The organism is Rhizobium sp. WYCCWR 11146 (assembly GCF_013591995.1).
Lineage (GTDB): Bacteria > Pseudomonadota > Alphaproteobacteria > Rhizobiales > Rhizobiaceae > Rhizobium > Rhizobium indicum.
This window is the reverse complement of the sequence record NZ_JACCEY010000038.1, coordinates 89,652-115,693: the sequence shown is the minus strand read 5'-3', so window position 1 is coordinate 115,693 and position 26,042 is coordinate 89,652. Positions and strand designations below refer to the sequence as shown.

Genomic DNA, 26,042 nt, shown 5'->3' with positions numbered 1-26,042 from the left:
CGATAAGTCGCCGCAATCGCTGCTTAGCTCTGTCCTCCTGATTCGCCGGAGGATTTCATGGATCTCAGTCTGACCCGCCGCATGCTGATAGGCACGGCATTGTGCCTACCCGTGCTGACGTTTCGAGCCAATGCTGAGGAGGGGACCGAGGAGAGTGCCAAGGAGAGTGTTGGCGAGGGCGAGGACAATATCGAACATCGCCTTGCCGCTTTGGAAAAACGCACCGGCGGCCGCCTCGGCGTCTCGGTGCTCGACACCGAGACGAGCATCTCCTTTGGCTATCGCGGCAGCGAGGCCTTTCCGATGTGCAGCACTTTCAAGGCGCTGGCCGCCGCTTTCGTGCTTGCCCGGACCGACAAGGGCGAGGAGAACCTCGACCGGCGGGTGAGCTACGGCAAGGACAAGCTCGTCGATTATTCGCCGATCAGTGAAAAACACGCCGGAACCGATGGCATGACCGTTGCCGAACTCTGCGAGGCGGCGGTGACCGTCAGCGACAACACCGCCGGCAACCTGCTGCTCGAAAGTTTCGGCGGTCCGGCGGGGCTGACCGATTGGCTGCGCTCGATCGGCGACGGCACGACGCGTCTCGACCGCACCGAGCCGACGTTGAACGAGGGCAGGAAGGGCGATCCGCGCGATACGACGACACCGGATGCGATGCTCGACACGCTCGGCAACCTGACGCTCGGCTCGGTCCTGGCCGAGGCGTCCTCAGACAGGCTGATCGCCTGGCTGGTGGCAAGCACGACAGGCAAGGAGCGGCTCAGGGCCGGCCTGCCGGCGGATTGGAAGGTCGGCGACAAGACCGGCACCGGCCCGAATGGCTCTCTCGGTGATATCGCGGTGATCTGGCCGCCGGATCGCGGCCCGATCGTTGCCGCCGTCTATATCAGCGAGACGACCGTGCCGGTAAAGGAGCTCAACCCGGTCTTTGCCGAAGTCGGCCGCATGATCGTCGAGATGGTGTGAACCACGAAAAATGCGGCGGAGAAGGCTCTTCCGCCGCACGCTGTCGATCTTCCGGTGGCTCAGGCGGCGGTGATATCGTCCGCCGTCTTGGTGCCGTCATCCTCGATGCCGGCCATCTCGCGCTTGATCTGCTCGGCGATTTCCTTCTCGATCGCGGCGCGTTGGTCGGCCGGCATGGCGGCCAGATCGGCCTCGGTCAGATCGTGCTGCTCGAGGTAGCGGGCCCGGATATATTCCGCCGGCGTCATATTGCCCCATTTGGAGAATTCGTCGACTAGGGAGTCATGCGCAGCACTTGCCGCCGCTTCTTCGTCGGAGGGCGGGTTGATATAAGGGCCTTCGGTGCTTTGAAGAGCCCAGATCGTATTGGCGATCGAAGGCGGCGTGCTGCTGGGTTCGAGACCGGGCGCGGCACCGGGCGCCGTTTTGGTGAAGTCCGCCGTCTGCTGATTCTTGGATTTGGCCGGCTGATCGAAAAGGCCGCCGATGCCGTAATAGTTGCGAATATTGCTAGAGATTTCCATAAAAACTCTCCCCGAAAACCGGGGAGAGAATGAAGCGATAAACCTGCGCAGAGCTTGCGGGAAGCTTCGCGTCACGGCAACGTATAGGCGATCACATAATCACCGGGCTTGGTGCCGACCGAGCCGTGGCCGCCGGCGACCATGACGACATATTGCTTGTTGTCGTCAGCCATATAGGTCATCGGCGTCGCCTGGCCGCCGGCGGGAAGCCGCGCCTGCCAGAGCTCTCGGCCGTTCGTCACGTCATAGGCGCGCAGGTAGTTGTCGACCGCGGCCCCCAGGAAGGCAACGCCGCCCTTGGTCAGCATCGGCCCGCCGATGCCGGGTACGCCCACCTTGAAGGACAGGGGCAACGGCGTCATGTCGCGCACGGTGCCGTTCTTGTGCATATAGGCGATCTTGCCGGTGCGCAGGTCGACGCCGGCGACATAACCCCATGGCGGCGCCTGGCAGGGGATTTGGAGCAGCCCGAGGAAGGGACCCATGAAGACACCGTAGGGCGCGCCGTCATTGCGGTTCAGCCCCTGTTCGCTGCCCTTCTCGTCCTGGCCTCTCGGCGGAATATCGGCGGCCGGCACCAGACGCGAGGTGAAGGCGAGATAGGTCGGCATGCCGAACATGATCTGCCGCTCCGGATCCACCGCCACCGAGCCCCAGTTGAAGGTGCCGAAATTGCCGGGATAGACGATCGTCCCTTTGAGCGAAGGCGGCGTATAGCGGCCCTCATAGTGGTAGCGGTGGAAATCGATGCGGCAGGCCATCTGATCGAACAGCGACACGCCCCACATGTCCTTTTCCTGGAGAGGCTCGGGCGAGAAGGTGAGGTCCGAGATCGGCTGCGTCGGCGAAGTATGATCGCCGGAGACTGCTCCACCCGGCGCCGGGATTTCCTTGACCGGTATGATCGGCTCGCCGCTGCGCCGGTCGAGCACATAGATATCGCCCTGCTTGGTCGGGCCGACCAGGGCCGGAACCACGCTGCCGTCCTGCTTCGTCAGGTCGATCAGCGCCGGCTGGGCCGGCACGTCCATGTCCCAGAGATCGTGATGCACCGTCTGGCGCACCCAGCGCAGCTGGCCGGTGGCGATATCGAGCGCGACGATCGAAGAGGAGAATTTCTCGACATTGTCGCTGCGGCCGATGCCGAGCTGGTCGGGCACCTGATTGCCCAGCGGGATGTAGACCATGCCGAGCGCCTCGTCGACGCTGAAGACCGACCAGCTGTTCGGCGAGTTGGTCGTATAGGTCTGGCCCTCGGAGATCGGCGTCGTCACGTCGGGATTGCCGGAATCCCAGTTCCAGACCAGCGCGCCGGTGTTGATGTCGAAGGCGCGGATGACGCCGGATTGTTCCTCAGTCGAATAATTGTCGTTCACCGCCCCGCCGACGATGATCTTGCCCGCCACCGCGACCGGCGGCGAAGTGGAATAATAATAGCCGGCCGGATTATAGCGCATGCCGGCTTCGAGATGCAGCACGCCCTGGTCGGCAAAGCTGGTGCAGACCTTCCCGTCCGCAGCATCGAGCGCGATCAGCCGGGCGTCGGAGGTCGGCAGGTAGACGCGCTCGGCGCAGGGCTGGCCGGCGGCAACGGCAGGATCGGCATAATAGGTGACGCCGCGGCAGGTCTGATGCTGCCGGTCGGGGTTCATGCCGGAGTTGGCGTCGTATTTCCATTTCTCCTTGCCGGTCTTGGCGTCGAGCGCGATCGCCCAGTTATGCGGCGTGCAGAGATAGAGCGTGTCCTTCACCTTGAGCGGCGTCACCTGATAGGTCGTCTCGCCGACATCGTCCGGCCGCTTGACGTCGCCGGTCTGGTATCGCCACGCTTCCTTGAGGGTGGAGACGTTCTCGGCGGTGATCTGGTCGAGTGGCGAATAGCGCTGGCCGAAGGGCGTGCGGCCATACTGATGCCATTCGCCATTCGGCACGCTGCCGCCAAAGGCGGGATTGGCGGCGACCGCATCCTTAGGCAGCTCGCCGGCAAGATCATGCGGGTCAGTCGTCATCGAATAAAGGGCGACGAGGATGGCGAGGATGACAGGCACGGCGAGCGGCCAGGGGTTCGCGGCGTAGGTGATGCCCGTCGGGCTGCGCAGGCCGAGCGGCCGGCGGATCCATGGCGTCAGCAGCCAGAGCCCGAGCAGGATGATCATGCCGCCGCGCGGGCCGAGCTGCCACCAGTCGAAGCCGACCTCCCAGATCGCCCAGGCAAGTGCTGCGACGACCAGCACCGCATAGACCCAGAGCGCCACCGCCTTGCGCATCAGCAGCAGCCCGGCGGTAATCAGGAACATCAGCCCGGCGAACAGATAGAAGACGCTGCCGCCGAGCGTAACGAGCCAGAGCCCGCCGCCGCCGAGTGTGAACCCGACGATGATGAAGAAGATGGAGGTGACGATGATCGCCATAAGGCTGTCTCCCGCTGAGGTTAGCCGGGGTGAAGGATCGGCGGAAAAGCCCCGCCGATCAGCCAGATAGCGCGAAGGAGATGCCTTTCAACGGCCACAATTGCCGCAGGGGTTACAGCGCCGCGCGTCTTTTCAGACGCGCAAAGGACGCTGTAACACTTTGAATGCTGCATAATTTCATCCTTAAATCGATTCCGATTTAGGGAATTATGCAGTCGGTCAGGATGCACCGAACTGGGCTTGATGTAGCCTGGCATAGCCGCCTTCGCGCGCCAGCAGCTGGCTGTGCGTGCCCTGTTCGACGATGCCCGATGTTCCCACCACGACGATGCGGTCGGCATTGCGGATGGTGGCGAGCCGATGGGCGACGACCAGCGTGGTGCGTCCCTTGGACAGTGCCGACAGCGACTGCTGGATGGCATATTCGGTCGCCGAATCAAGCGCCGACGTGGCTTCGTCGAGGATGAGAATCGGCGGGTTTTTCAGGAAGATGCGGGCGATCGCCAGGCGCTGCTTCTGCCCGCCGGAAAGCTTGACGCCGCGTTCGCCGACGACGGTGTCGAGCCCGTTCGGCAGGGACAGCACGTATTCATCGAGGGCGGCGCGCCGCAATGCGTCGATAATCGCCTCGTCGTCGGCGCCGAGCCGGCCATAGGCGATATTGTCGCGGATGGTGCCGCCGAACAGGAATACGTCCTGAGCGACGATGCCGATCTGCGAACGCAGCGACTTTTGCGTCATGTCGCGGATGTCGATGCCGTCGATCAGGATCGAGCCGGAATCCACCTCGTAAAAGCGCGGCAGCAGCGAGCAGATCGTCGTCTTGCCGGCGCCGGACGGGCCGACGAAGGCGATCGTCTCGCCGGCCGCGATCGAAAGATCGAGCCCGTCGAGCACCTTGCCGTCGCCGGTATAGCCGAAGCTCACATTCCTGTAGACGATGTTGCCGGCGAGGTGATCGACGCTGATCGCATTCGGCCGGTCGGCGATATCAGGAGCGGTGTCGATCAGCTGCGTGAAACGCTTGAAGCCGGCGATGCCCTTCGGATAACTCTCCAGCACCGAGGTGATCTTGTCGATCGGCCGGAAGAACACGTTGACGAGCAGCAGGAAGCCGACGAAGCCGCCATAGCTGAGTTCGCCCGATATCACGAACCAGGTTCCCGATATCATCACCACCAGCTGCACGAAGCGCGTGCTGAAATAGCTGAGCGTGATGCTGGCGGTCATATAGGCATAGGCGTTGAGTTTGGTCGCCCTGTAGCCCTCGTTGTTGCGGGCGAACAGATCCCGCTCATGATCCTCGTTGGCGAAAGCCTTGACGACGCGGATGCCGCCGACGCTCTCATGCACGCGTGTATTGAACTCGCCGACCTGCCGGAACAGGTCTCGCCAGTTGAGCGTCATCTTGGCGCCATAGCGGCTGACCAGCCAGGTCATGAACGGCACGATGGCCGTTGTCAGCAGCGCCAGCTTCCAGTGCACGGTAAACATCAGGATGAAGGCGCCGATGAAGGTCATGATCGCGATGAAAAGGTCTTCGGGACCGTGATGGGCGACTTCGCCGACTTCTTCGAGATCCTTGGTCACATGGGTGATCAGGTGGCCGGTCTTGTTGTTGTCGAAATAGCGGAAGGACAGCTTCTGGATATGGTCGAATGCTTGCCGGCGCATATCGGTCTCGATGCCGATTCCGAGCGCATGGCCCCAATAATTGACCACCGCCATCAGCGCCGTGTTGAACAGGTAGATGACCAGCAGCAGCCCGGCCGTCGCCGCAATCAGCCACCAGTCCCTCTGCGGCAGCAGGGTGTCGACGAAGAGCTTGACGGCGATGGGAAAGCCGAGCTCGAGCAGCCCGGCAACGACCGCGCAGCCGAAATCGAGAAAGAACAATTGCTTGTAGGGAGTGTAGTAGCGAAAGAATCTGAGCAGCATGGACGGCCCCACGGGAAATGCAGAAGGAGGCGCCGCTCCTCGTCAAGAACGCTGTAGCGGCGGCGATCCTGCAAGGACAGCCCTATTCGCCGCAGGGCGGATGGAAGCGGATCGCTGTGGCGCAACTGCCGCAGCGAAAACGCTCAAAGCGCCTGTCACGTTCCGCAGAAGGTCGCAAGCACCCGTTCGCTGGGCTTCGGCGGTTCCCTATAGGCGGCAAAGCCCGGCTGGTCGTCATAGGGTTTCGAAAGCACGCTCAGCAGCGCCTCGAACAGCGAGAAATCGCCATTCTCGACGGCGGCCTCGATCGCCTGTTCGACGCGGTGATTGCGCGGAATGAAGGCCGGATTGACGCGGCGCATGGCAATGGCGCGCTCACTGGCCGTCTGCGGATCGCGTGAGAGCCGCTCGCGCCACTGCGTAAGCCACGCGCCGCAGGCTTCCGGCTCGCGGAAACTCGCCGCAAATTCAGGCTCTGCGGCGCCATCGCCGGCAAGATCCGACAGCCGCCGGAAGGTCAGGGTGAAATCGGCACCCTGCGCCTGCATCAGCGACAGCAGCGCCTGCACCAGATCGAGATCGCCGTCCTCTTCGCCGGCAAGGCCGATCTTTTCGAGCATGCCGGCCAGCCAATGCGCCTGAAACCGTTCGCCGTAACTCTTTATAACGACATTGGCCTTGTCGACCGCGCTGTCGGGTTCGGCGTCGATCAGCGGCAGCAGCGTTTCGCCGAGCCTTGCGAGGTTCCATTGGCCGATGCCGGGCTGGTTGGCATAGGCGTAACGGCCGTGCTGGTCGATCGACGAAAAGACGGTCGCCGGATCATAGGTATCCATGAAGGCGCAGGGGCCGAAGTCGATCGTCTCGCCGGAGACGGTCATATTGTCCGTGTTCATCACGCCATGGATGAAGCCGACATGCAGCCAGCGGGCAATCAGCGCCGCCTGGGGTTCGCAGACCGCTTCGAACAGTGCGAGATACGGGTTCTCGGCCTCTTTCAGCGCGGGATAATGCCGGTCGATCACATAATCGGCCAGTGCCCGCACGCCGTCGGTGTCGCCCCTGGCCGCGAAATACTGGAAGGTGCCGACGCGGATATGGCTGGCCGCGACGCGGGTGAAGACCGCACCCGGCAGCACCTCTTCGCGGTAGACCGGCTCGCCTGTCGTCACCGCCGCCAGCGCCCGCGTGGCCGGAATGCCGAGCGCAAACATCGCCTCGCTGATGATATATTCGCGCAAGACCGGCCCGATTGCCGCCCGCCCATCGCCGCGGCGCGAAAAAGGCGTTGGTCCGGCGCCCTTCAGCTGGATGTCGTAGCGCTTGCCGCTGCGGTCGACCACTTCGCCGAGCAGGATCGCCCGCCCGTCACCGAGCTGCGGCGAGAAGCCGCCGAACTGGTGACCGGCATAGGCCATCGCCAGCGGCTCGGCCCCTTCGGGAACGAGATTGCCGGAAAAGATCGCCGCGCCATCGCGGCGCAAAGCCTCGACGTCGAGCCCGAGTTCGGCGGCGAGCGGCTCGTTGAGCTTGATCAGCCAGGGCTCCGCCACCGCGGTCGGCGCTTGCGCCGCAAAGAAGTGCGGTGGCAAACCGACATAGCTGTTGTCGAACGGAAAGGCCGCACCGGGCCGGTTTTTCTGCAGGGCGGAGGTCATGGTTCATAGGTAGGGCCGGGGTGCCCCAGGCGCAAGCCGGACCTTCACGAAGATCGAGCCGATGCAAGGAATCGTGACCTGCCTTTACCTCTCGTCAAAGCAGCTTTGCCATAAACGACATAGCGCCGCCATGATCGCGGGCGTATAGCAAATCGTCTCCCCTTGGCTTTGCGCCATGTCATCCCCCGCGGCCTTGCTGCCTTGTGTGCTCCGCCGCGCCACCGCGAGTGATCCCGGACGATGTCGGATCAGATCTACCAGGCGCCGATGGTTCGGCGCGCCACGCCCAATTTCCGGGTGATCGCGATGATTGTCGCGAGTGCGATGCTGATGGAAAACATCGATGCGACCGTGCTTGCGACCGCGCTGCCCACCATGGCGCGCGATTTCGGCGTCGGCGCCCCGGCCATGTCGATCGCCCTGACCTCCTATCTCCTGAGCCTTGCGATCTTCATTCCGGCAAGCGGCCGGATGGCCGACAGTTTCGGCTCCCGCACCGTTTTCCGCTCGGCCATCGCCGTCTTCGTCGTCGGCTCCATCCTCTGTGCGCTCGCGCCGACACTGTCCTTCCTGGTGCTGGCGCGGCTGCTGCAGGGCATCGGCGGCGCGATGATGATGCCGGTCGGGCGCCTGGTGCTGATGCGCAGCGTCGACCGCAAGGATATGGTCAGCGCCATGTCCTGGCTGCTCGTGCCGGCGCTGATCGGCCCGATCGTCGGCCCGCCGCTCGGCGGCTTCATCGTCACCTATCTCGACTGGCGCTGGATCTTTTATATCAACGTGCCGATCGGCATCATCGGCATGATCTTCGTCTCGATCTACATCGACGAGGTCAAGGGCAAGGCAAGCGGTCCCTTCGATACGATCGGCTTCATCCTCTCGGGGATCTCGCTCGGCTCACTGCTCTTCGGCTTCGAAATGTCGAGCCATGAAGGCGAGGGCGCCTTCTCGATCTTCCTGATCGCACTCGGCCTGCTCTTCGGCATCGCCTATCTCAAGCATGCCCGCAAGCATCCGTCGCCGATCATGGATTTCTCGCTGATGAAGGTGCCGAGCTTCGGCACGTCGGTCATCGCCGGTTCGCTGACCCGCATCACGCAAGGGGCGCAGCCCTTCCTCCTGCCGCTGCTCTTCCAGATCGGCTTCGGCCTGTCTGCCGCCGCGGCCGGCCAGATCATCATCGCGACCGCGCTTGGCGCTCTCGCCATGAAGCCGATGGCAAAGTTTGTCTTCCGCCGGCTGGGCTTCCGCAGAAGCCTCATCCTCAACGGCATCCTCGGTACGATCGGCTATGGCCTCTGTGCCGCCTTCCGGCCGGACTGGCCGATGCCGCTGATCTTCGTCGTCCTGGTGCTCAGCGCCTTCTTCCTGTCGTTCCAGTTCACCGCCTATAACACCATTGCCTATGACGAGATCAGCAAGGAGCGGATGAGCTCTGCCACCAGCTTCTACACCACCTTCCAGCAGCTGATGCTGTCGCTCGGCATCTGCATCGGCGCTTTGGCTCTGCACGGCTCCATGGCCTTGTCAGGTGCCGAAACGCCGGCCCTTGGCGATTTCTCGGCCGCCTTCATCGTCGTCACGATCATCTCGATCACCGCCACCTTCTGGAACCTGCGCTTCTCGCCGACCGCCGGCGAGGAGATCACTGGCTACAAGGCGAAACAGAGGAAAGGCGCCGCCGCCGAAGGTTGACGTTGCCCGTCCATCGCCGCCGCCATTTCTGTTGCGCCGTGCCAGCGCCCCTCTGCCCTGCCGGGCATCTCCCCCACAGGTGGGGAGATCACAAGTAGCTTGAACTTCGTGCCCCTCTACCGTTTCGCCGTGCTGGACGCCGATTGTTTGGGGAAGCCGATGCCCCCAGCCAATCTCCCCACCTGTGGGGGAGATGCCCGGCAGGGCAGAGGGGGGCACACACGGCACGCCCTAGCCGGCCGGGTACGAGACGAAAGGCGCCGTCGCCGAAGGCTGACGCCGCCTTTCCCTTCGTCAGAAGCCGACCGGCTCCCGTAGCCGCCTGCGTCGCAAGGGCCGGCCCTCGCGCCGGTCCGCCTCGAGCCCGTAGGTCATCGGGCCGGGCAAGCCCCCGAAGGCAAGATCGCTATCCCGTAGCGCCACCTCCACGGCCGCCTCAGGCTCAGTGCGCCTCTGCCGTCCTGTGACCGCAAGCCACAGATCGTACCAGCCGTGCTCACGCATCATCGTCCCCATCATCGACAATGTCTTTTCCTCCCTCTAGGTCGTCATGCCGCCTGCGGCAGGCATGCCTCGCATATCGCCGCGACATGGCGGTGGTCGGTGCCGCAGCAGCCGCCAAGCACGCGCACCGCAGGCATCCGGTCGATGAGCTTGCGGTAGCGGCGGCCGAGATCTTCGGGATCGCCCGCATCCAGCGTTTCGCTATTGTCCAACTGCTCATGGCTCATGGTCGAAGCATTGGCGCGGAGGCCGGAAATGCGCTTCACCCAGGCGCTTCCAGGATCGAGTGCTGTTTCGAAATGCGTCGGATGGGCACAGTTGATCATGTAATAGGCCGGCGCTCCACCGGTCGCCGCATCCGTCGTCTCGATGGCGTCCTGAATGCTCCGGCCCGTCACCAGCCGGCCATCCGTCTCCAGCGTGAAGGAGATGGCCGAGGGCATGCCGAGCGACTGTGCCGCCCGCGCCACGCCGATCGCCTCGTCGATATTGGTCAGCGTGAAGGCGCTCACCATGTCGGCTTCCGTGCCGGCGAAAGCCCCGATCTGGAAGGCGTGGTAATCTTCCGCCTCGGCCGCATCCATGAAGCCTGCCTTGTAGCCGTCGCCGCGCGGGCCGATCGCGCCGCTGATGACGATCGGCTGCTCCGGCCGCTCATAGGCGCTGCGCAAGCCGACGAGCAGGTCGACGGCCTCCTCGTTGACCGCCTTCAGGGCTTCGCTGGTATAGCCGAGCTTCTGCCCCCAGTCCGGATTGGCCCGCCATGTGGCGGTGTCGAGCACGAAGCCCGTGCCGTGCCGCCGTGCGATATCGAGATAACGGCGATAGTAATTCCGCATGCGCTGCCGCCCCTCTTCGGAAGACAGCAATATGAAGGCGGCGAAATGCGGAAGCTCGATCCCTTCCTGGAAGATCATCGTCGTTTCCATGCCGCCATCGGTAATGAAGGTGCCGCCTTTGAGCTGCGGCAAACCGCTTCTGTACTTTGCCATTGTTGAAGCCTCTCCGTCGCGGCACCCGATTGGCTGCCGTCGATGAATGATGTTCTGGCGCTTAATCGGCTGCCAAACTAGGCGACTTGCGGTATACTCCAGGCGGTTTTGGTTTTTGCGGATTGATATCAATCGCTTGCTTCAACCGATCCTGCCCGGGGCGACGGCAGGTCCGACCGTGCAACACTGAAAACTGTACCGCCGGTACAGGAGGGGACATGCGAAAGGGCGAGGAAACGCGGACCCGCATCCTTGATGTGGCCGAAGCGGCAGTCTTGCAGAAGGGTTTTGGCGGCACCTCCATCGAGGAACTGATCACCGAGACCGGTATCACCAAGAGCGGCTTCTTCTATCATTTCAGGGACAAGAACGAGCTCGCCAAGGCACTGCTCAACCGCTACATCGAAAATGACGAGCGCATTTACGATGAGATCTTCAGCCGCGCGCGCGAGCTGACCGGCGATCCGCTGCAATCCTTCCTGCTCGGCCTGAAGCTGCTGTCCGAACTGCTCTCCGACCTGCCGAACGGCCATCCCGGCTGCCTCGTGGCGACGGTCTGCTATTACGAGCGGCTGTTCGACCGGGAGATACAGGAGACCAACCGGAATGCGGTGCTTGCCTGGCGGCGGCGTTTCGGCCGCATGCTCCGGGAGATCGTGGAGGTCTATCCGCCGCGCGAACCCGTCGACGTCGACCAACTCGCCGACATGGTGTCCTCCGTACTGGAAGGCGGGATCGTTTTGTCGAAGACGCTGAAGGAACCGAACACGCTGGCCGAACAGGTGCTGATGCTCCGCACCTTCGTGAAGATGCTCTTCCTGCCGGTGGCGGAGATGCCGAGGGCCTAAAGCAATTCCAGCAAAAGTGCGAAGCGGTTTTGCGTCCGGAATTGCACTAACGTCCTCAGTTCCGGTCCTCCAACGCCGCCGCCATTTCGGCGAGCTTGCGCACGGTGTTGAGGTTGCGCGATGTTCCAGGCTTCAGCCCCGGCAGCTTCAGCTTCGAGCGGCCGGATCCATTGGGATAATGCACATAGATTTCCCGGCCGGCGAGTTTCGCCTCCTCGCCGTCGGGGGCCACCATCTTTTCCAGCGTATCACCGGGCGCCTTTTCGGGCAGGAAATAGACGAGCAGGAAGTTTGGCTTGGCCTTGGGAAAGGGTGCGTCGTCGACGATGCCATCGAGTTCCTTGCGGCTGCGCACCATCACGCCTGGCCGCTTGCCCATCTTCTTGCCGAGCGCCTCGTCGAGCCGCTCTTCCACCGTCTTTTCCGCTTCGTCAGAACGGAAAAGCACGTTGCCGCTCTGGATGTAGGTCTTCACATCGGAAAAGCCGAGGCCTTCGCAGATCGCCTTCAGCTCGGCCATCGGCAAAGAGCTGGTGCCGCCGACATTGACGGCGCGAAGCAATGCAACAAAGACCGTCATCGGTTCCTCCGAATCCCTTACATCTTCTCCGCCACCTTGATCGCAAACGCATACTCAAAGGCGATCTCTTCCAGCCGCTGGAAGCGGCCCGAAGCGCCGCCATGGCCGGCGTCCATGTTGGTCTTGAGCAGGATCGGCGCGTTCCCCGTCGTCTTGTCGCGCAGCTTCGCCACCCACTTGGCCGGCTCCCAATAGGTGACGCGCGGGTCGGTCAGGCCGCCGAGCGCCAGGATCGGCGGGTAGGCTTTTGCGTCGACATTGTCATAGGGCGAGTAGGATGCGATCTGCTCGTATTCTTCCTTGCTGTCGATCGGGTTGCCCCATTCCGGCCATTCCGGCGGGGTGAGCGGCAAAGTGTCGTCGAGCATGGTGTTGAGCACGTCGACGAAGGGAACGGCGGCAATGAGACCGGCGAACTTCTCCGGCGCCATGTTGGCAACCGCGCCCATCAGCATGCCGCCGGCCGATCCGCCCTCGGCGATGATCTTCGCGTAAGACGTGAACTTCTCTTGATTCAGATAGTCGGCCGCGGCGACGAAGTCCTTGAAGGTATTCGTCTTCTTGTCCATCTTGCCGTCTTCGTACCAGGAAAATCCCTTGTCCTTGCCGCCGCGGATATGGGCAATCGCATAGACGAAGCCGCGGTCGGCGAGCGACAGGCAGTTGGTGTTGAAGCCGGCTGGAATGGTGATGCCGTAGGCGCCATAGCCGTAGAGCAGGCATGGCGCGCTGCCGTCGAGTGGGGTATCCTTGCGATAGAGCAGGGTGACCGGCACCTTCTCGCCGTCCCATGCCGGGGCAAAGACGCGGCGCGTGACGTAGTCGTCGGGATTGTGGCCGGACGGCACCTCCTGAGTCTTCAACAGCGTGCGCTCGCGCGTCACCATGTTGTAGTCGTAGAGCTGCGACGGTGTCGTCATCGACGAATAGGAGAAGCGGATGATATCCGTGTCGTATTCCGCTGCACCCTGCAGCCCCAGCGAATAGGCTTCCTCGGCAAAGGCGATCGCATGTTCCTCGCCGGTCGCCCGGTCGCGGATCATGATCTGCGGCAGCCCGTCCTTGCGTTCCAGCCACAGAAGGTGGCGGGCATAGGCCATATGGCTGATAACAAGCGTGCCGGGCTTGTGGGCGACCACTTCGCGCCAGTTTTCTTTCACCGGATTGTCGACCGGCGCTTCCATGATCTTGAAATCCTTGGCGCCGTCGTCATTGGTGAGAATGTAGAAGACCTCGCCGCCCTCGGTCAGCGAATATTCGATGCCTTCCTCGCGCGCCGCCACCAGCTTCGGCTCGGCTGTCAGGTCCTTGGTGGACAGCAGCCGGTATTCGCTGGTCTCGTGGTCGTGGATGTCGATATAGATGAAGTCGTCGAGCAGCGAGCCGCCGACGCCCATGAAGAAGCCGGCATCGGCTTCCTCATAGACCAGCCGGTCTTCCGACTGCGGCTGACCGAGAATATGGTGGAATACCTTTGACGGCCGGTGGTTCTCGTCGAGCGCCGAATAGAAGAAGCTCTTGCCGTCAGGCGCCCAGACACCGCCGCCGCCGGTATTTTCGATCCGGTCGGCCAGGTCTTGCCCGGACTGGAGGTCGCGCACCTGCAGCGTGAAGAATTCCGAGCCCTTGTCGTCATAGCCCCAGATGCCGCGGCTGTGGTCGCTCGTATGGTCGAGGCCGGCGAGGCGGAAATAGGCCTTGCCGGCAGCCTCCTTGTCGCCGTCGAGCAGCACCGCGCGGATCGTTTCGTCGGCGACATTGCCATCGCGGGCGATGCGGAAATAACGCGGCTGTTCGCCGCCTGTCACATAGAAGGTGCCGTAGGCATAGGCGCCATCCTTCATCGGCACCGAGCTGTCGTCTTCCTTGATGCGGCCGCGCATTTCGGCAAACAGCGCCTTCTGCAGCGGCTTGGTGTCCTCCATCGCCGCGTTCATATAGGCGTTTTCGGCTTCGAGATAGCGGCGGATCTCAGGGTCGAGGATCGACGGATCCTTGAACATCGCCTGCCAGTTATCGGCGCGCAGCCAGGCATAGTCGTCCGTGCGGGTGATGCCGTGGCGCGTATCGGAGATCGGCTTCTTCGGTGCGGCAGGCGGTGTCGGCAGGCTTTTGAAAACGGACAAGGAATGGCTCCGGTGGGAATGTCGGGTTGGCAAGAGATAGAGGCGCACTGGTCCCGGATCAAGCGGCAAGGCTGCGCCAAGGGTAGAGGTGCCCTTCCACAGACAAGGAGGACGCTTTCCAGGCACTGCCTTGATGTCACCACAATATTTAAGAAAGTCCGCTCTCGTCGCGCGAAATTTGCACGCGCCAAGCCGCCGGCAAGCCGCCTGTGGCAGGGTGAAGAATGGACAACAGTAAGGGATTTTCTCCACGATGCCGAAACGTCTGCTCCTGTTTGTATCCCTCGCAAGCCTTGCTGCCCCCGCCTTTGCCGTCGATCCCGCCATCAAGAAGCAGCTGGAAAAACTCGACCCCTCGACCCGCCTGGAACAGAGCTGCGACACCGAGGCGATGAGCCGCATCAACAAGGACAGCACCGGCTTCAAGCCCGACAAGGTGATTGCTTACACCTTCAAGGACCCGATCCCCGGCGACAATTCGCTGGACGCGCCGGGTGCTGTCTTCCGCAGCAAGGGCGACTGGTACCATCTCTCCTACAATTGCATCACCGGTCCGCAGCATATCAACGTGCGCGAACTCAACTACGAAATCGGAGAGAAGGTGCCGCGCGAGAAGTGGAACAAGTATTATCTCTATGATTGATGCTGCCCTGTTCGTCCAAGCGGCTGCGGTGACATCCGGCCGCATGGCGCCGGGGGAGAGCCGCCGCTAAAATCGGCAGCTCGAATCATAGAAATCCATCGTATGAACCGCATCCTACTCGCTTCGGCGTTTCTTCTGGTCAGCATCTCCGCTGCATTCGCGGACGGAATTCCGTCAACGCTGCCCGCTCCGGCAGTCAGTCCGACCCCGAAGGCGCCGGCGCCAAAACTCGTCGAGCCGCATCTGCATATCGCCCGTTCCAACGTCGCCGACCACGCTCGCATTGCGCTCACCTTCGATGCCTGCATGGGCCAGGCGGACGAGCGCATCCTTTCGACGCTGGTGCGTGAACGCATCCCGGCAACGATCTTCGTCACCGCCCGCTGGCTGAAGCGCAATCCGGCAGCACTCGCCGTGTTCTTGCAAAACCCCGATCTCTTCGAACTCGAAAACCACGGCCAGAACCATATTCCGGCCGTCGACACACCGACGCTGATCTATGGCATCGCGTCTGCCGGCTCGCCGCAGGCGGTGCGGCAGGAAGTCGAAGGCGGCGCTGCTGCGATGGTCGCTGCCGGCATCCCGGCGCCGCACTGGTTCCGCGGCTCGACCGCCAAATATGATCTTTCCGCCATCGGTGAGATTCGCGCCATGGGCTATCGCATTGCCGGTTATTCGGTGAACGGCGACGGCGGTTCGCTGCTGGGTGCTGTTATCACCGAAAAGCGCATCGCCTCGGCCAAGGACGGCGATGTTGTCATTTCCCACGTCAACCAGCCGACCCATGCCGCCGGCGAGGGGGTGGCGAAGGCGCTGGTCGATCTCAAGGCCAAGGGAACGCAATTCGTCCGTCTCCAGGATGTCGAGGATACCGGCGACGACAAGACGACCGAGTGATTGAAGGCGTGCCGTGAGGGGGCACGCCACGACAGTCAATCTAAGGTTTACCTCAGCTCCTTCCGGGCCTGCCCCACATCGTCTCCAAAACGGCGCAAACCCGGCCCATCCCTGTCGAGCGCAAAATCATCGAACCAATCCCGTTGCATGCCGGCCAGCATGGCGCCGATCATCTGCGCAGCGAGATAGGAAAAGGTGATGCCGTTGCCGCCGTAGCCATAAGCTGCGAACACGTGCGGCGTCTCAGGCACCGGGCCGATCAGCGGCAGACCGTCGACCGTCTCGCCGAAAGTGCCGCACCAGGCGTGTTCCACCCGCGTATCGGCTTTCGGCCACAGCCGCTTCATCTTCTCCTGGATCGCTATGATCTTTGCCGGCAGCTTGCGGTCGCGCGCCTTCGCATCGATCGTCTCGTCATCCTCGCCGCCGGCGACGATGCGATTGTCCGCCGTCGTCCGCATGTAGAGATAGGGGTGGCTGTCTTCCCAGATCAGCGCCCTGTCGCGCCAGAAATTTGCCGGGTCCTGCGGCACGGTGGCGAGCGCCCAGCTTGAACTCGAGCGGTGCAGCTTCGGCATGTCGAGACCCGGCATCGAATAGCCAGTCGCAAGCACGACATGCCGCGCCTCGATGACATGGCCTCCATCGGTCTCTGCCGTGACGTGATCCCCTTCGCTGTGAAGCACGGTCACGGAAGCGTTGACCAGCCGTGCGCCGCGCCGCACTGCCATCTCGATCAGGGCCCAGGTCAGAAGTAGCGGATCGCACTCCGCCGAACCCGGCGAATAGATCGCGCCATCCCGGTCGAGCTCGAATTGTGTGAAGAGATCGGGATGTTCGAGATAGACGCCGGGCAGGCCGGCCCGGCGGCGAAGCTGGCGCTCCTCCAAGAGGTCGCGCGCGCCTTCGCGGCCGTCGGCCAGATAGAGCGTGTTGCGCGGCCGGAAGCTGCAGGCGATGCCGTTGGCGGCGATCAGCTTGGAAAGGCCGGCGACCGCGGCACCGCTGCGGCGGTAGATGCCGGCCGCGCGCTCGAAGCCGTAATAGTCCTCGAGTTCGGTGAGCGTGCTGTCGATTTCCCATTGCAGCATCGCCGTGCTCGCCGCGGTACTGCCGAAACCGGGCTCCTCCCGGTCGATGAGCGCCACGGAAAAACCGCGCGCCGTCAGATGTTCGGCAACCAAGGCGCCGGTGATGCCGCCGCCGATCACGGCGACGTCGGTGGAAAAGCTCTGCTCGGTCGGCCGCCATTCCGGCCGTATGCCGCTCTTACCCCAGAGAGAACGGCCGCTGACCATCTGGTCGTGATCGGATTCGGCAAGATCGAGATCAGATGCCACTGACGTCTCCCCGGTTGATCATTTCGGCAACTGCGGCTGCTGCTTTTCCTCGATCAGCAGTTCGTCGATAATAGTCATGACGATCAGCGAAAGCGGCAGCGCCAGCATGGCGCCGACGGCGCCCCACATCCATGTCCAGAACAGGATGGCGAGGAAGACGACGAAGGGGTTGATCTCAAGCCGCCGTCCCATCACCGCCGGGAAGATCAGGTTCTCCATGAGGAGATGCACTGTGAAGAAGGCTGCGGCCGGCATCAGGCCGATGAGAAGACCATCATGGGTCAGGATGCCGGCAATCGCGACGGCAAGCGTCATCAGCGTGATGCCGAGATAGGGGATGAAGCTCGACAGGAAGGCGAAAAAGCCCCAGAGCACCGGGGCCGACAGCCCGCCGGCATAGGCGATGACAGTCATGACCACGCCAAGCCCGACATAGATCAGCGATGCCGTGGCGAAATAGAAGCCGAGCACCTGCTCGACGGCATTGATGACACGGATTGCCGCCAGGCGCTGCGTGCGCGTGCGGAAGGTCATGATGATCGTCTTGCGCAGGTTGACCCGACCAGCGAGGAAGAACAGCAGCGCCGCGAAGAAGATCATCCCCTGCACCAGCGCCGGTGTCAGGCTAGTCGTCACCACGTGCAGCACGTTGCCGGTGTTTTCGAGCAGCGCACCAATCGACATCGACCCGCTTTCGAATGTCGCCGGCGTGATATGCAGCCATCTGATGCGCTCCAGATAAGGCATGATGCGGTCTATGGTTCGCTCGGCGAAGGCCGGGCCCTCATTGGCAAGCGTCATTAGCGGGTCGGCGAGCGAGTTGATCACCAAGAAGATCACCAGCGCCACGCTGCTCGACAGGATGAAGGCGTTGGCAAGCCGCGGCACGCCCATCTTGCTCAGCTTTTCTGCCGCCATGCCGAGGATCATGCCGACGACGACGGCCAGCGTGATCGGGATGAGGATGAGCGACATGAAATAGACGGCGGCAAGGAAGAGAATGCCGAAGATGCCGATGATCGCCCAGGCCATGGTGACATCGAGCCCGTCCTTTTCCAGCCGGTGCAGCGGTGGCGGCGGCAACTCTTCGGCCGCCTCCTTCAGCGACTGTGCCCAGGCGCTGGTGTGACGTTCGCCGATCGCGATCTTCTTTGCTTGTTTGCGGATGCCATTGGCGATGCCCATGCGGTGAGGTCCCCGAAGCCCCATTGCTTCCTCACGGAAACGCGCCGATGCGGTTCCGGTTCCTCAAGGGTGTGACAATGTGGCGCGGTGCATGTGAAGGCGGACGGCATTGGCGCCCGTTGCCGTCTGGCGTGCAACCGAAGCAGGCCGACTTCCGCCCTTATTCCTTCAACCGATAGGGCTGATCCGTTGTTGCAGGAGTTACGCCGAAAGCGTCAGGCCGATACCCCAGGGATCTTTCAGGAACACGCCGCCGTCGCGCTTCTCGCTGTTGATCTCCAGCGCGTCGAGCTTGGCGACCGCCGCATCCAGCGTCGCCTTGTCATTGAAACGGACCTTGTAGTCCGAAAGCCCGGTCATATTGCCGGCGCGTGCCATGGCGCCACGGCTGTTCCAGATATTGGCGCCGAGATGGTGGTGGTAGCCGCCGCTCGCAAAGAAGCTCGCGCCCGGATAACGCGCCATCAGCTTGAGGCCGAGGACGTCGCGGTAAAAGGCGTCTGCCTGCGGGATGTCGCCGACCTGCAGATGCAGGTGGCCGATCGCCGTCCCCGCAGCCATGCCGTCCCAGCGCTCATCAGGCGCGCTGTTGTAAAGCGCCTGCAGGTCGAGGCGCAGCGTCGCCATCTCCACCATGCCGTCCTCATGGAATTTCCATTGTTCGTGCGGCCGGTCGGCATAGATCTCGATGCCGTTGCCTTCGGGGTCGGAAAGATAGATCGCCTCGCTGACGAGATGGTCCGAGGCGCCGTCGAGCGCGACGTTATTCTGTGCCGCATGGCGCAGCCAGCGCGCGAGCTCCGTCCGGTCCGGCATCAGGAAGGCGGTGTGGAAAAGGCCGGCGGCATTGCGCGGCGCGATGGTCGCATTCTTTGCGGTGGTCAGCGTCAGCAAAGGCAGGTCGCCGACACCCAGCACTTCGCCGCTCGCCGTTTTCTCGATCACCTTCAGGCCGAGCATCGATTGGTAGAAGCCGGAAACCAGACCGAGGTCGGTCACGACCAGGTGCGATTGGTCGATATAGGCGGGCCGCGTCAGCGCATAGGAAGTTTCGGTCGTCATGGCTTGTTCTCCTGCCTCTGAATTGGCCCGTAGGATAGAAGGCGTACCGGCGGTGGCGGCAAACATGCCGCCCGTGGCAAGCCCGAGGAAGTTTCGCCGGTTCATTAGCCTCTGATCTCCCCTCGGTTGCCGTACTTGATCCCTATATGGCGCATTCCGATTGTTCACAGAAGACCCGTTTTTGAGGATGAAGCGTTGAGCAGATGTTGACGATGACTTGCGCCCACTTGATTGCGATCAATGCGTTCATATCTTCTTTAGAGGAAGCTTATGCATCGCAGTCATGGAGGGAAGCCATGTACAGAAAGATCATCGTAGCGATCGCGCTTGGCGGCATCGAAAAGGGAGAAAAGATCCTCCGCAAGGCCGCGTCCTTGCTCGATGACGGCGGTGAGATCATCGCGCTCAACGTCATCGAAGATGTGCCGAGTTATGTCGCGATCGAGTTGCCGGCCAATATGGTCGAGGACGTCATGAAGGACAGCCGCGAGCAGCTGCAAGCACTGCTTGCCGCAGCCGGTGTTGCGGCAACTGTCGAGATCGGCAACGGCCCGCCTGCCAAAGCGATCATCTCGGCCGCCGAAAGCCACGGCGCCGACCTGATTATCGTCGCCTCGCACGTTCCCGACTTTTCCAACTACTTCATCGGCGCCACCGCCGATCGGGTCGTGCGCCATGCCAAATGCTCGGTGCTGGTTGACCGTCAGAAGGTTTGACTTTTCACCCTGCTGCCTGTCACGAAGATTTACCGCCCGTGCGCTTTGCCGCAGTTGCGCGCCCGTCCGTTCGATGCGACGATTGCAATCGGGTATGAAACGGATTGGCGTGCATGGGCGAGTTCAACGGCATTCGCTGGGCTTATGATAGATACGAATTGATCGCCGACGGTATCGTCCATGGCGTCGGTCTCGTGCTGGCGCTGATCGGGGCCACCGTGCTGATCTTCTACGCCACGGTCTGGAGTTCCTATGGCGCGCTCGCCGCCGCCTGGATCTATGGCGTCGGGCTGGTGCTGACGCTTGCCATTTCCTTTTCCTACAACGCCTGGCCGGTCTCGCGCACGAAGTGGTATCTGCGCCGCTTCGATCATTCGGCGATCTTCCTCTTGATCGCCGCCACTTATACGCCCTTCCTCGAACGTGGCGCCGACGATCCGCTGCTCTTGTTCATGCTGGTCGCGATCTGGCTGTTTGCCGCCGTCGGCATTGTCCTGAAATGCGCCTTTCCCGGGCGTTTCGACCGTCTTGCCATCCTGCTTTATCTCGCCATGGGCTGGAGCGGCGTGCTCGTGGCCGAGCCCGTCGCCTCGCGCATTCCCGCCGCCTCGATGCTGCTGATCGTCATCGGCGGTGTCATCTATTCGCTCGGCGTCATCTTCCATGTCTGGGAGAAGCTGCGCTTCCAGAACGCCATCTGGCACGGCTTCGTCGTCACCGCCGCGGCGGTGCATTATTCGGCCGTCTTCACCTGTTTCAGCCTGTCGGCGCCGGGCCTCTGAACGACTGATGTGCCCGAAGCCGTTCCTAGTGCGCATCCGCCGTTTACATCTTTGCAGGCGGGGCGTATGCCCGCCTTCGCAAACAATATGAACCCGAGCACCATGACAGACACTGTCCTCCTCCGCGACGCCACCGAAGCCGATCTTTCCGCCATTCGCGATATCTACAATCACGCTGTCGAGCATACGACGGCGATCTGGAACGACACGCTGGTCGATCTCGAAAACCGGCTGGAATGGTTCAGGGCGCGCAGGGCGCGGGGCTTTCCCGTCATCGTCGCCGAAATGTCGGGCAAGGTCGCAGGCTACGCCTCCTATGGCGACTGGCGGCCTTTCGACGGCTACCGCCACACGGTCGAGCATTCCGTCTATGTCGACAAGGATTGCCGCGGTGGCGGCATCGGCGAGCGGCTGATGCGGGAACTGATCGCGCGTGCTGCGGCCGGCAATATCCATGTGATGATTGCTGGCATCGAGGCGGAGAACACCGCCTCGATCAGGCTGCACGAAAAGCTCGGCTTCCGCATCGCCGGCAGATTTTCCGAAGTCGGCACCAAGTTTGGCCGCTGGCTGGACCTCACCTGCATGGAGCTTCGCCTGCCAGGCAAGGCGGATTGATCCACGTGCCCGGCAAGGCGGACTATCCGCCTGCCCGGCAAGGTAGATACCGCCTTCCAGGAGAAGCCGGACCGCAATCCATTGTGAACGGCGCGCGCCATCTTTTTATTGTAGTCTGAGCTGTGTAAGAAAATGGAAGGCTGCTTCGCGAAAGGCGGCCTGAAAGCGTCATGTAAGCGTCATGGGGGTGAATAGTTCAATGGCAATGCACGGATCGTCGCTCGGTCTCCTTGCCCTCGTCCTTTTGGCATTTCCGCCGGTTGCCGCACGAGCCGCCGATTGCGGCAGCCTGGCCTCGCCGAAGCTCGACTGGCAGGATTGCACCAAGAAGAACCTGATGTTGCAAGGCAGTGATCTCGAAGGCGCCAATCTCGTCGGCACCGATTTCTCGTTGACCGATCTTGCCGGTGCCAACGTCAAATCCGCCAATCTGGAGAAGGCGACACTGGTGCGTGCCTCATTGGAGGGCGCACACGCTGAAGGCGCCAACTTCGCCAAGATCGAGGCCTATCGCTCCAGCTTCGCCAGTATCGCCGCCGATGGTGCATCCTTTGCCGGCGCCGAGCTGCAGCGCGCCAATTTTGCCGGTGCCCGACTTGCCGGCGCAAGCTTCGAAAAGGCCGAGCTCGGCCGCGCCGATTTCGACAAGGCGGTGCTGACGGCGGCGAAATTCTCTTTCGCCAATCTCTCCCGTGCCGACCTCTCCGGCGCCACTTTCGAAACAACGCCGATGTTCGACCGCGCCTTCATGTTCCTGACCCGCATCGAAGGCCTTGACCTCTCGGCCGCAACCGGGCTCGAACAGGCGCAGATCGACCTTGCCTGCGGCGATGCCTCGACCAAGCTGCCGGCCGGCCTCTCCGCACCGACAACCTGGCCCTGTCCCGCCGAGCACGAGTGATCAGGCGGGTCTGAGCCGCTCTATGTCCGGTCCGTGATGTAGAGGTAGAATTCGATCATGCCGCCATCAGGGTTGCCGGCCTTGGCGAATGTTTCCCGCCGCCGATGCACCCGCTCCGCAACGCGCTGCGAAGGAATGTTGTCTGGCCTGACGATGGAGACGATGCGCGCCAGGCCAAGGGTGTGAAGCGCGTGATCCCGGCAGGCGGCCGCCGCCTCGGCCGCATAGCCCTTGCCCCAATGGTCGCGCCAAAGATGGTAGCCGATCTCTGGTTCCAGCCCGGCGGACGTTTCCTGCAGCGTGATGCCGCAATCGCCGAGCAAAGCGCCGCTCTGCCGGTCCGTCACCGCCCAGAGGCCGAAGCCGTGACTGGCATAACTGTCGAAGGCGAGCCTTTGAAACCAGCGCGCGGTTTCGTCGAAGCTCTTTATCCCGGGGTAATAACGCATGGACTCGGCATCGCCGAAAATGCGGTGAAGAAACGGCAGGTCGGCAGGGGTGATCTCCCGCAGCGTCAGCCGGTCCGTCGTCAGGATATCGCGCGCCATCGGCCTTCTCTCGGGATCATCGATCCATCGATAGTGTGAACGACAGGGAAAGTCAGCGACCCATCGCACCGGATGAGCCGCATCGATTACGGGGCCGGTCGCTTATTTCCCGGGCTCGAACACCATGGAGTGGCCGTTGATGCAGTAGCGCAGGCCGGTCGGCGGTGGGCCGTCGGGAAAGACGTGGCCGAGATGGGCGTCGCAGCTGCCGCAGCGGATTTCGGTGCGCACCATGCCGTGGGTCGTGTCGCGATGCTCGATCACCGCTTCGGGTGACACCGCTTCGAAATAGCTCGGCCAGCCGCAGCCGGCATCGAATTTCGTATCGGAGCGGAAAAGCGGCGCGTTGCAGCCGACGCAGCGGTAAAGCCCTGTCTCGAAGGAATCCCAGTAGGGGCCGGTGAAGGCGCGTTCGGTGCCGTGCTGGCGCGTGATGCGGTACTGCTCGGGAGTGAGCTGCTCTTTCCATTCGGCGTCGGTCTTGTGGATCTTGGCGGTGGTCGCAGTTTCGGACATGAGGTGCTCCTTTCGCCGAGGGGCGGGTTCCGTTTCGCGAGAAATGTGGTGCGCCGCGTTCAGTTCATCAAGTCTCCCGCTGGCGCGCCATGAGATTGGCCGCATACCCAATTAGGGGAAGAGGCTTGCTTTTACATCCGTTAGGGGTTTTCTGTTAGGGTTAATGTTGCGTGCATTGGAGAATCACTGGTGTTTGAAACAGCAATCGTCCTGCTCTACGGCCTCGTGGCCGTGGCAGCCATGGCGGTCACACTGTTGGAAGGCTGGGCCAACCATGACGGCGTGACGCTTCATCGTCTCGCCGGGCTCGTCGCCTGTCTGCTCTGGCCGCTGACGCTTGTGGTCTTCATCCTCCACGGTTGCATCGCTCGGCTGCTGACGCGTCTTTCGAGATCGACGGCCTGATCGGCTTTGAACATCACCATGCAGTGCGGCTCGCGGCCGAAATCACTTGAGACGCTCCCCCGTTTCGCCTAAGCCAGAGGACAGGCCGGTTTTCTCCGGGTTTTCGTCTGTTGCCTTTACAGCGCCGCGCGCCTTGTCGGACGTGCAAAGGACTGTAACATTTTGAATTATGCAGTAGAGGAGGGGACATGGCCGATGTCACGGCTCTGACATTTCTGGCCCTGTGTCTGCCGCTCGTCGGCGCTCTTGCCGCCCCCTTCGTCATCCGCATCTTCGGCGCAAACGGTGCCTGGCTCCTGGCGATCGCTCCCTTGCTCGCCTTCCTGCATTTCCTGCGTTTCATTCCCAAGATCGCGCGCGGCGAGGTCGTTACCGGCGGCTATTCCTGGGTGCCGAGCTATCATCTCTCTTTCTCCTGGTTCCTCGATGGCCTGTCGCTGGCTTTCGCGCTGCTGATCACCGGCATCGGCACCTTGATCGTGCTTTATGCCGGCGGCTATCTCAAAGGACACAAGGATCAGGGCCGCTTCTTCTCTTTCATCTTCCTCTTCATGGGCGCGATGCTCGGCGTCGTCGTTTCCGACAGTTTCCTGATGCTCTTCGTCTTCTGGGAACTGACGTCGATCACCTCCTTCCTGCTGATCGGTTTCGATCACGAGCGTGAGGCGGCTCGCCGCGCCGCCCTGCAGGCGCTTGTTGTGACCGGCGGGGGAGGGCTCTGCCTGTTGGCCGGTCTGCTGCTGCTCTGGAACATCTCAGGCGTCACGGAGATGTCACAGCTCATCGGCGCAGGCGATATCGTGCGCGAAAGCCCGTTCTATCTGGCTGCCCTCCTTCTGGTCCTGGGCGGCGCCTTCACCAAGTCGGCGCAATTTCCCTTCCATTTCTGGCTGCCGAATGCCATGGAGGCGCCGACGCCGGTTTCCGCCTATCTGCATTCAGCCACCATGGTGAAGGCAGGCGTCTATCTGCTGATGCGGCTCAATCCCGTCATGGGGGCGACCCCTGCCTGGGAGATCCTACTGCCCTTCTTCGGCGGGCTGACGCTGGTGGTCGGCACAGCGCTTGCCATCCGCCAGACCGACCTGAAGCTCCAGCTCGCCTATACCACCGTCTCCTCGCTCGGCCTGCTCGTCATGCTGATCGGCTTCGGCTCGGACCATGCGGTGGAGGCGGCGGCGCTCTATCTGGTGGCGCATTCCCTCTTCAAAGGCGCGCTCTTCATGGTCGCCGGCATCATCGATCACGAGACCGGCACGCGCGATATTACCAGGCTCAGTGGCCTGATGCGGGCGATGCCGGTCACCTGGATGATCGCCCTTGCGGCGGCCTTCTCGATGGCCGGCCTGCCGCCCTTCTTCGGCTTCCTCGCCAAGGAGGAGATCTATACGGCGCTCGTCAGTGGCGATGTCCGCGCACTCACCTTTACCGCCATAACCGTCTTCGGCAATGCGCTGATGTTTGCCGTCGCCTTCGCCGTGGCGCTGAAACCCTTCATCGGCCAACCGGTGGAGACGCCGAAACCGCCGCACGAAGCGCCCGTCCTGCTTTGGCTCGGCCCGGCCGTTCTCGCCCTCCTCGGCCTGCTCGCGGCGATCTTTTCGACCTTCACCCATATCGTCCTATCCTCGCCGATCGCATCCGCCATCCGCCAGACACCCGTCGAAATCGACATTTCGCTGACGCCGCATGTCGGCCTGCCCTTGGCGCTCTCTGCCCTGACCGTGCTGCTCGGCATCGGCGTCTACTGGCAGCTCGCCCGCGCCCGTTTCCTGATGGCCGTTTTCCTGCGCGCGGCCGGACCTGGGCCGGACCATGGTTTTGATGTTGCTATATCCGGCCTTGTCCGCTTTTCCGGCCGCCTCATGCGTGTGCTCCAGCCGGGGAGGCTGGAGATCTATGTCACCTGCACCTTCCTCTGCGTCGCCGCCATCCTCATCGTCCCGCTCGTCGTCTATGGCGAACTGCCGCGTCTTCCGGCCTGGCCGGCCGATGTCAGGCTCTATGAATGGGCGGTCTTCCTGATCGCCGCCTTCGGCCTTGCCGCCGTGCTCGTCGCCCGCGATCGGCTGACAGCGATCGTCTCGCTCGGCATCCAGGGTTTCGCCGTCGCCATCATCTTCCTGCTGTTCGGCGCGCCGGATCTGTCCTTCACCCAGTTCATGGTCGAAACCCTTTCGG

23 protein-coding genes are annotated in these 26,042 nt (G+C 62.6%); 11 read left to right on the top strand and 12 right to left on the bottom strand.

The genetic code is table 11. The annotated features are described in order from the left end of the window. Positions 1-57: 57 nt before the first annotated feature. Positions 58-972: a class A beta-lactamase gene (bla, locus tag HX899_RS29840; protein ID WP_138328533.1), complete on the top strand. Its 915-nt coding sequence runs from the start codon at positions 58-60 to the stop codon at positions 970-972. Between the two features lie 59 nt (positions 973-1,031). Here bla and HX899_RS29835 read toward each other — a convergent pair whose 3' ends face one another. From HX899_RS29835 to HX899_RS29820, 4 genes are all read right to left on the bottom strand, one after another. Beyond that, positions 1,032-1,496: a hypothetical protein gene (locus tag HX899_RS29835; RefSeq protein WP_181294058.1), complete on the bottom strand. Its 465-nt coding sequence runs from the start codon at positions 1,494-1,496 to the stop codon at positions 1,032-1,034. A gap of 71 nt (positions 1,497-1,567) precedes the next feature. Next, positions 1,568-3,907 carry a glucose/quinate/shikimate family membrane-bound PQQ-dependent dehydrogenase gene (locus HX899_RS29830; RefSeq protein WP_181294057.1) on the bottom strand — a complete coding sequence of 780 codons (2,340 nt, stop codon included), beginning with the start codon at positions 3,905-3,907 and terminating at the stop codon, positions 1,568-1,570. A gap of 219 nt (positions 3,908-4,126) precedes the next feature. Then, on the bottom strand, positions 4,127-5,845 hold the full coding sequence (locus HX899_RS29825; protein ID WP_171599336.1) for an ABC transporter ATP-binding protein: 1,719 nt from the start codon (positions 5,843-5,845) through the stop codon (positions 4,127-4,129). 155 nt (positions 5,846-6,000) lie between these two features. Further along, positions 6,001-7,503 carry a YdiU family protein gene (locus HX899_RS29820; protein ID WP_138387739.1) on the bottom strand — a complete coding sequence of 501 codons (1,503 nt, stop codon included), beginning with the start codon at positions 7,501-7,503 and terminating at the stop codon, positions 6,001-6,003. Positions 7,504-7,743: 240 nt separating this feature from the next. Here HX899_RS29820 and HX899_RS29815 point away from each other — a divergent pair, with 240 nt between their 5' ends. Further along, positions 7,744-9,198, top strand: coding sequence for an MFS transporter (locus tag HX899_RS29815; RefSeq protein WP_181294056.1), 1,455 nt, complete (start codon positions 7,744-7,746; stop codon positions 9,196-9,198). 548 nt (positions 9,199-9,746) lie between these two features. Here HX899_RS29815 and HX899_RS29810 read toward each other — a convergent pair. Then, positions 9,747-10,694: a homocysteine S-methyltransferase family protein gene (locus HX899_RS29810; RefSeq protein WP_181294055.1), complete on the bottom strand. Its 948-nt coding sequence runs from the start codon at positions 10,692-10,694 to the stop codon at positions 9,747-9,749. A 218-nt stretch (positions 10,695-10,912) separates the two neighbouring features. On the opposite strand from HX899_RS29810, the gene HX899_RS29805 reads away from it, so the two are divergent. Beyond that, positions 10,913-11,542: a TetR/AcrR family transcriptional regulator gene (locus HX899_RS29805; RefSeq protein ID WP_181294054.1), complete on the top strand. Its 630-nt coding sequence runs from the start codon at positions 10,913-10,915 to the stop codon at positions 11,540-11,542. A 55-nt stretch (positions 11,543-11,597) separates the two neighbouring features. Here HX899_RS29805 and HX899_RS29800 read toward each other — a convergent pair whose 3' ends face one another. Continuing rightward, positions 11,598-12,122: a DUF1697 domain-containing protein gene (locus HX899_RS29800; RefSeq protein ID WP_181294053.1), complete on the bottom strand. Its 525-nt coding sequence runs from the start codon at positions 12,120-12,122 to the stop codon at positions 11,598-11,600. A 17-nt stretch (positions 12,123-12,139) separates the two neighbouring features. Next, positions 12,140-14,248, bottom strand: a complete 2,109-nt coding sequence (locus HX899_RS29795) for a S9 family peptidase (protein ID WP_181294052.1) — start codon at positions 14,246-14,248, stop codon at positions 12,140-12,142. Between the two features lie 253 nt (positions 14,249-14,501). Between HX899_RS29795 and HX899_RS29790 the strand changes: the two genes are divergently transcribed. Continuing rightward, a complete protein-coding gene (locus tag HX899_RS29790) occupies positions 14,502-14,891 on the top strand; it encodes a DUF930 domain-containing protein (RefSeq protein WP_138328522.1) in 390 nt (129 codons plus the stop codon). A gap of 102 nt (positions 14,892-14,993) precedes the next feature. After that, positions 14,994-15,788, top strand: a complete 795-nt coding sequence (locus HX899_RS29785; RefSeq protein ID WP_181294051.1) for a polysaccharide deacetylase family protein — start codon at positions 14,994-14,996, stop codon at positions 15,786-15,788. Positions 15,789-15,835: 47 nt separating this feature from the next. Here the strand turns inward: HX899_RS29785 and HX899_RS29780 are convergent, their stop codons facing one another. From HX899_RS29780 to HX899_RS29770, 3 genes are all read right to left on the bottom strand, one after another. Continuing rightward, positions 15,836-17,128 (bottom strand): FAD-dependent oxidoreductase, encoded by a 1,293-nt coding sequence (locus tag HX899_RS29780; RefSeq protein WP_181294050.1) that lies wholly within the window; start codon positions 17,126-17,128, stop codon positions 15,836-15,838. A gap of 18 nt (positions 17,129-17,146) precedes the next feature. Further along, entirely contained in the window at positions 17,147-18,313 is a 1,167-nt protein-coding gene (locus HX899_RS29775; RefSeq protein WP_138328519.1) for an AI-2E family transporter, read from the bottom strand. 201 nt (positions 18,314-18,514) lie between these two features. Next, a complete protein-coding gene (locus HX899_RS29770) occupies positions 18,515-19,480 on the bottom strand; it encodes a VOC family protein (protein WP_171599346.1) in 966 nt (321 codons plus the stop codon). Between the two features lie 191 nt (positions 19,481-19,671). On the opposite strand from HX899_RS29770, the gene HX899_RS29765 reads away from it, so the two are divergent. The 4 genes from HX899_RS29765 (at position 19,672) to HX899_RS29750 (ending at position 22,392) form a co-directional block, all read left to right on the top strand. After that, complete coding sequence (locus HX899_RS29765) at positions 19,672-20,091, top strand: universal stress protein (RefSeq protein ID WP_003546608.1); 420 nt, start codon at positions 19,672-19,674, stop codon at positions 20,089-20,091. A 113-nt stretch (positions 20,092-20,204) separates the two neighbouring features. After that, positions 20,205-20,873, top strand: coding sequence for a hemolysin III family protein (locus tag HX899_RS29760; protein WP_029875311.1), 669 nt, complete (start codon positions 20,205-20,207; stop codon positions 20,871-20,873). Between the two features lie 66 nt (positions 20,874-20,939). Continuing rightward, the gene (locus HX899_RS29755) at positions 20,940-21,491 is read left to right on the top strand and encodes a GNAT family N-acetyltransferase (protein ID WP_138387731.1); all 552 of its coding nucleotides are present in this window, start codon (positions 20,940-20,942) and stop codon (positions 21,489-21,491) included. Between the two features lie 199 nt (positions 21,492-21,690). Then, positions 21,691-22,392 (top strand): pentapeptide repeat-containing protein, encoded by a 702-nt coding sequence (locus HX899_RS29750; RefSeq protein WP_138387730.1) that lies wholly within the window; start codon positions 21,691-21,693, stop codon positions 22,390-22,392. Between the two features lie 20 nt (positions 22,393-22,412). Here HX899_RS29750 and HX899_RS29745 read toward each other — a convergent pair whose 3' ends face one another. Both HX899_RS29745 and msrB read right to left on the bottom strand, forming a co-directional pair. Then, positions 22,413-22,940, bottom strand: a complete 528-nt coding sequence (locus tag HX899_RS29745) for a GNAT family N-acetyltransferase (protein WP_180195761.1) — start codon at positions 22,938-22,940, stop codon at positions 22,413-22,415. Between the two features lie 102 nt (positions 22,941-23,042). Then, complete coding sequence (gene msrB, locus HX899_RS29740; RefSeq protein WP_017959622.1) at positions 23,043-23,456, bottom strand: peptide-methionine (R)-S-oxide reductase MsrB; 414 nt, start codon at positions 23,454-23,456, stop codon at positions 23,043-23,045. A gap of 189 nt (positions 23,457-23,645) precedes the next feature. Between msrB and HX899_RS29735 the strand changes: the two genes are divergently transcribed. After that, positions 23,646-23,861, top strand: a complete 216-nt coding sequence (locus HX899_RS29735; protein ID WP_130667720.1) for a hypothetical protein — start codon at positions 23,646-23,648, stop codon at positions 23,859-23,861. 188 nt (positions 23,862-24,049) lie between these two features. Beyond that, positions 24,050-26,042, top strand: a 1,993-nt coding sequence (locus tag HX899_RS29730) for a putative monovalent cation/H+ antiporter subunit A (RefSeq protein ID WP_246697202.1), incomplete at its 3' end; no start/stop codon positions are given.

Coding starts and splice junctions, on each gene's coding strand:
- HX899_RS29770 (WP_171599346.1), bottom strand. CDS start 19,480: ATGAACCGGCGAAACTTCCTCGGGCTTGCCACGGGCGGCATGTTTGCC.
- HX899_RS29755 (WP_138387731.1), top strand. CDS start 20,940: ATGCCCGCCTTCGCAAACAATATGAACCCGAGCACCATGACAGACACT.
- msrB (WP_017959622.1), bottom strand. CDS start 23,456: ATGTCCGAAACTGCGACCACCGCCAAGATCCACAAGACCGACGCCGAA.
- HX899_RS29825 (WP_171599336.1), bottom strand. CDS start 5,845: ATGCTGCTCAGATTCTTTCGCTACTACACTCCCTACAAGCAATTGTTC.
- bla (WP_138328533.1), top strand. CDS start 58: ATGGATCTCAGTCTGACCCGCCGCATGCTGATAGGCACGGCATTGTGC.
- HX899_RS29745 (WP_180195761.1), bottom strand. CDS start 22,940: ATGGCGCGCGATATCCTGACGACGGACCGGCTGACGCTGCGGGAGATC.
- HX899_RS29765 (WP_003546608.1), top strand. CDS start 19,672: ATGTACAGAAAGATCATCGTAGCGATCGCGCTTGGCGGCATCGAAAAG.
- HX899_RS29815 (WP_181294056.1), top strand. CDS start 7,744: ATGTCGGATCAGATCTACCAGGCGCCGATGGTTCGGCGCGCCACGCCC.
- HX899_RS29830 (WP_181294057.1), bottom strand. CDS start 3,907: ATGGCGATCATCGTCACCTCCATCTTCTTCATCATCGTCGGGTTCACA.
- HX899_RS29835 (WP_181294058.1), bottom strand. CDS start 1,496: ATGGAAATCTCTAGCAATATTCGCAACTATTACGGCATCGGCGGCCTT.
- HX899_RS29775 (WP_138328519.1), bottom strand. CDS start 18,313: ATGGGCATCGCCAATGGCATCCGCAAACAAGCAAAGAAGATCGCGATC.
- HX899_RS29810 (WP_181294055.1), bottom strand. CDS start 10,694: ATGGCAAAGTACAGAAGCGGTTTGCCGCAGCTCAAAGGCGGCACCTTC.
- HX899_RS29790 (WP_138328522.1), top strand. CDS start 14,502: ATGCCGAAACGTCTGCTCCTGTTTGTATCCCTCGCAAGCCTTGCTGCC.
- HX899_RS29750 (WP_138387730.1), top strand. CDS start 21,691: ATGGCAATGCACGGATCGTCGCTCGGTCTCCTTGCCCTCGTCCTTTTG.
- HX899_RS29805 (WP_181294054.1), top strand. CDS start 10,913: ATGCGAAAGGGCGAGGAAACGCGGACCCGCATCCTTGATGTGGCCGAA.
- HX899_RS29820 (WP_138387739.1), bottom strand. CDS start 7,503: ATGACCTCCGCCCTGCAGAAAAACCGGCCCGGTGCGGCCTTTCCGTTC.
- HX899_RS29800 (WP_181294053.1), bottom strand. CDS start 12,122: ATGACGGTCTTTGTTGCATTGCTTCGCGCCGTCAATGTCGGCGGCACC.
- HX899_RS29760 (WP_029875311.1), top strand. CDS start 20,205: ATGGGCGAGTTCAACGGCATTCGCTGGGCTTATGATAGATACGAATTG.
- HX899_RS29785 (WP_181294051.1), top strand. CDS start 14,994: ATGAACCGCATCCTACTCGCTTCGGCGTTTCTTCTGGTCAGCATCTCC.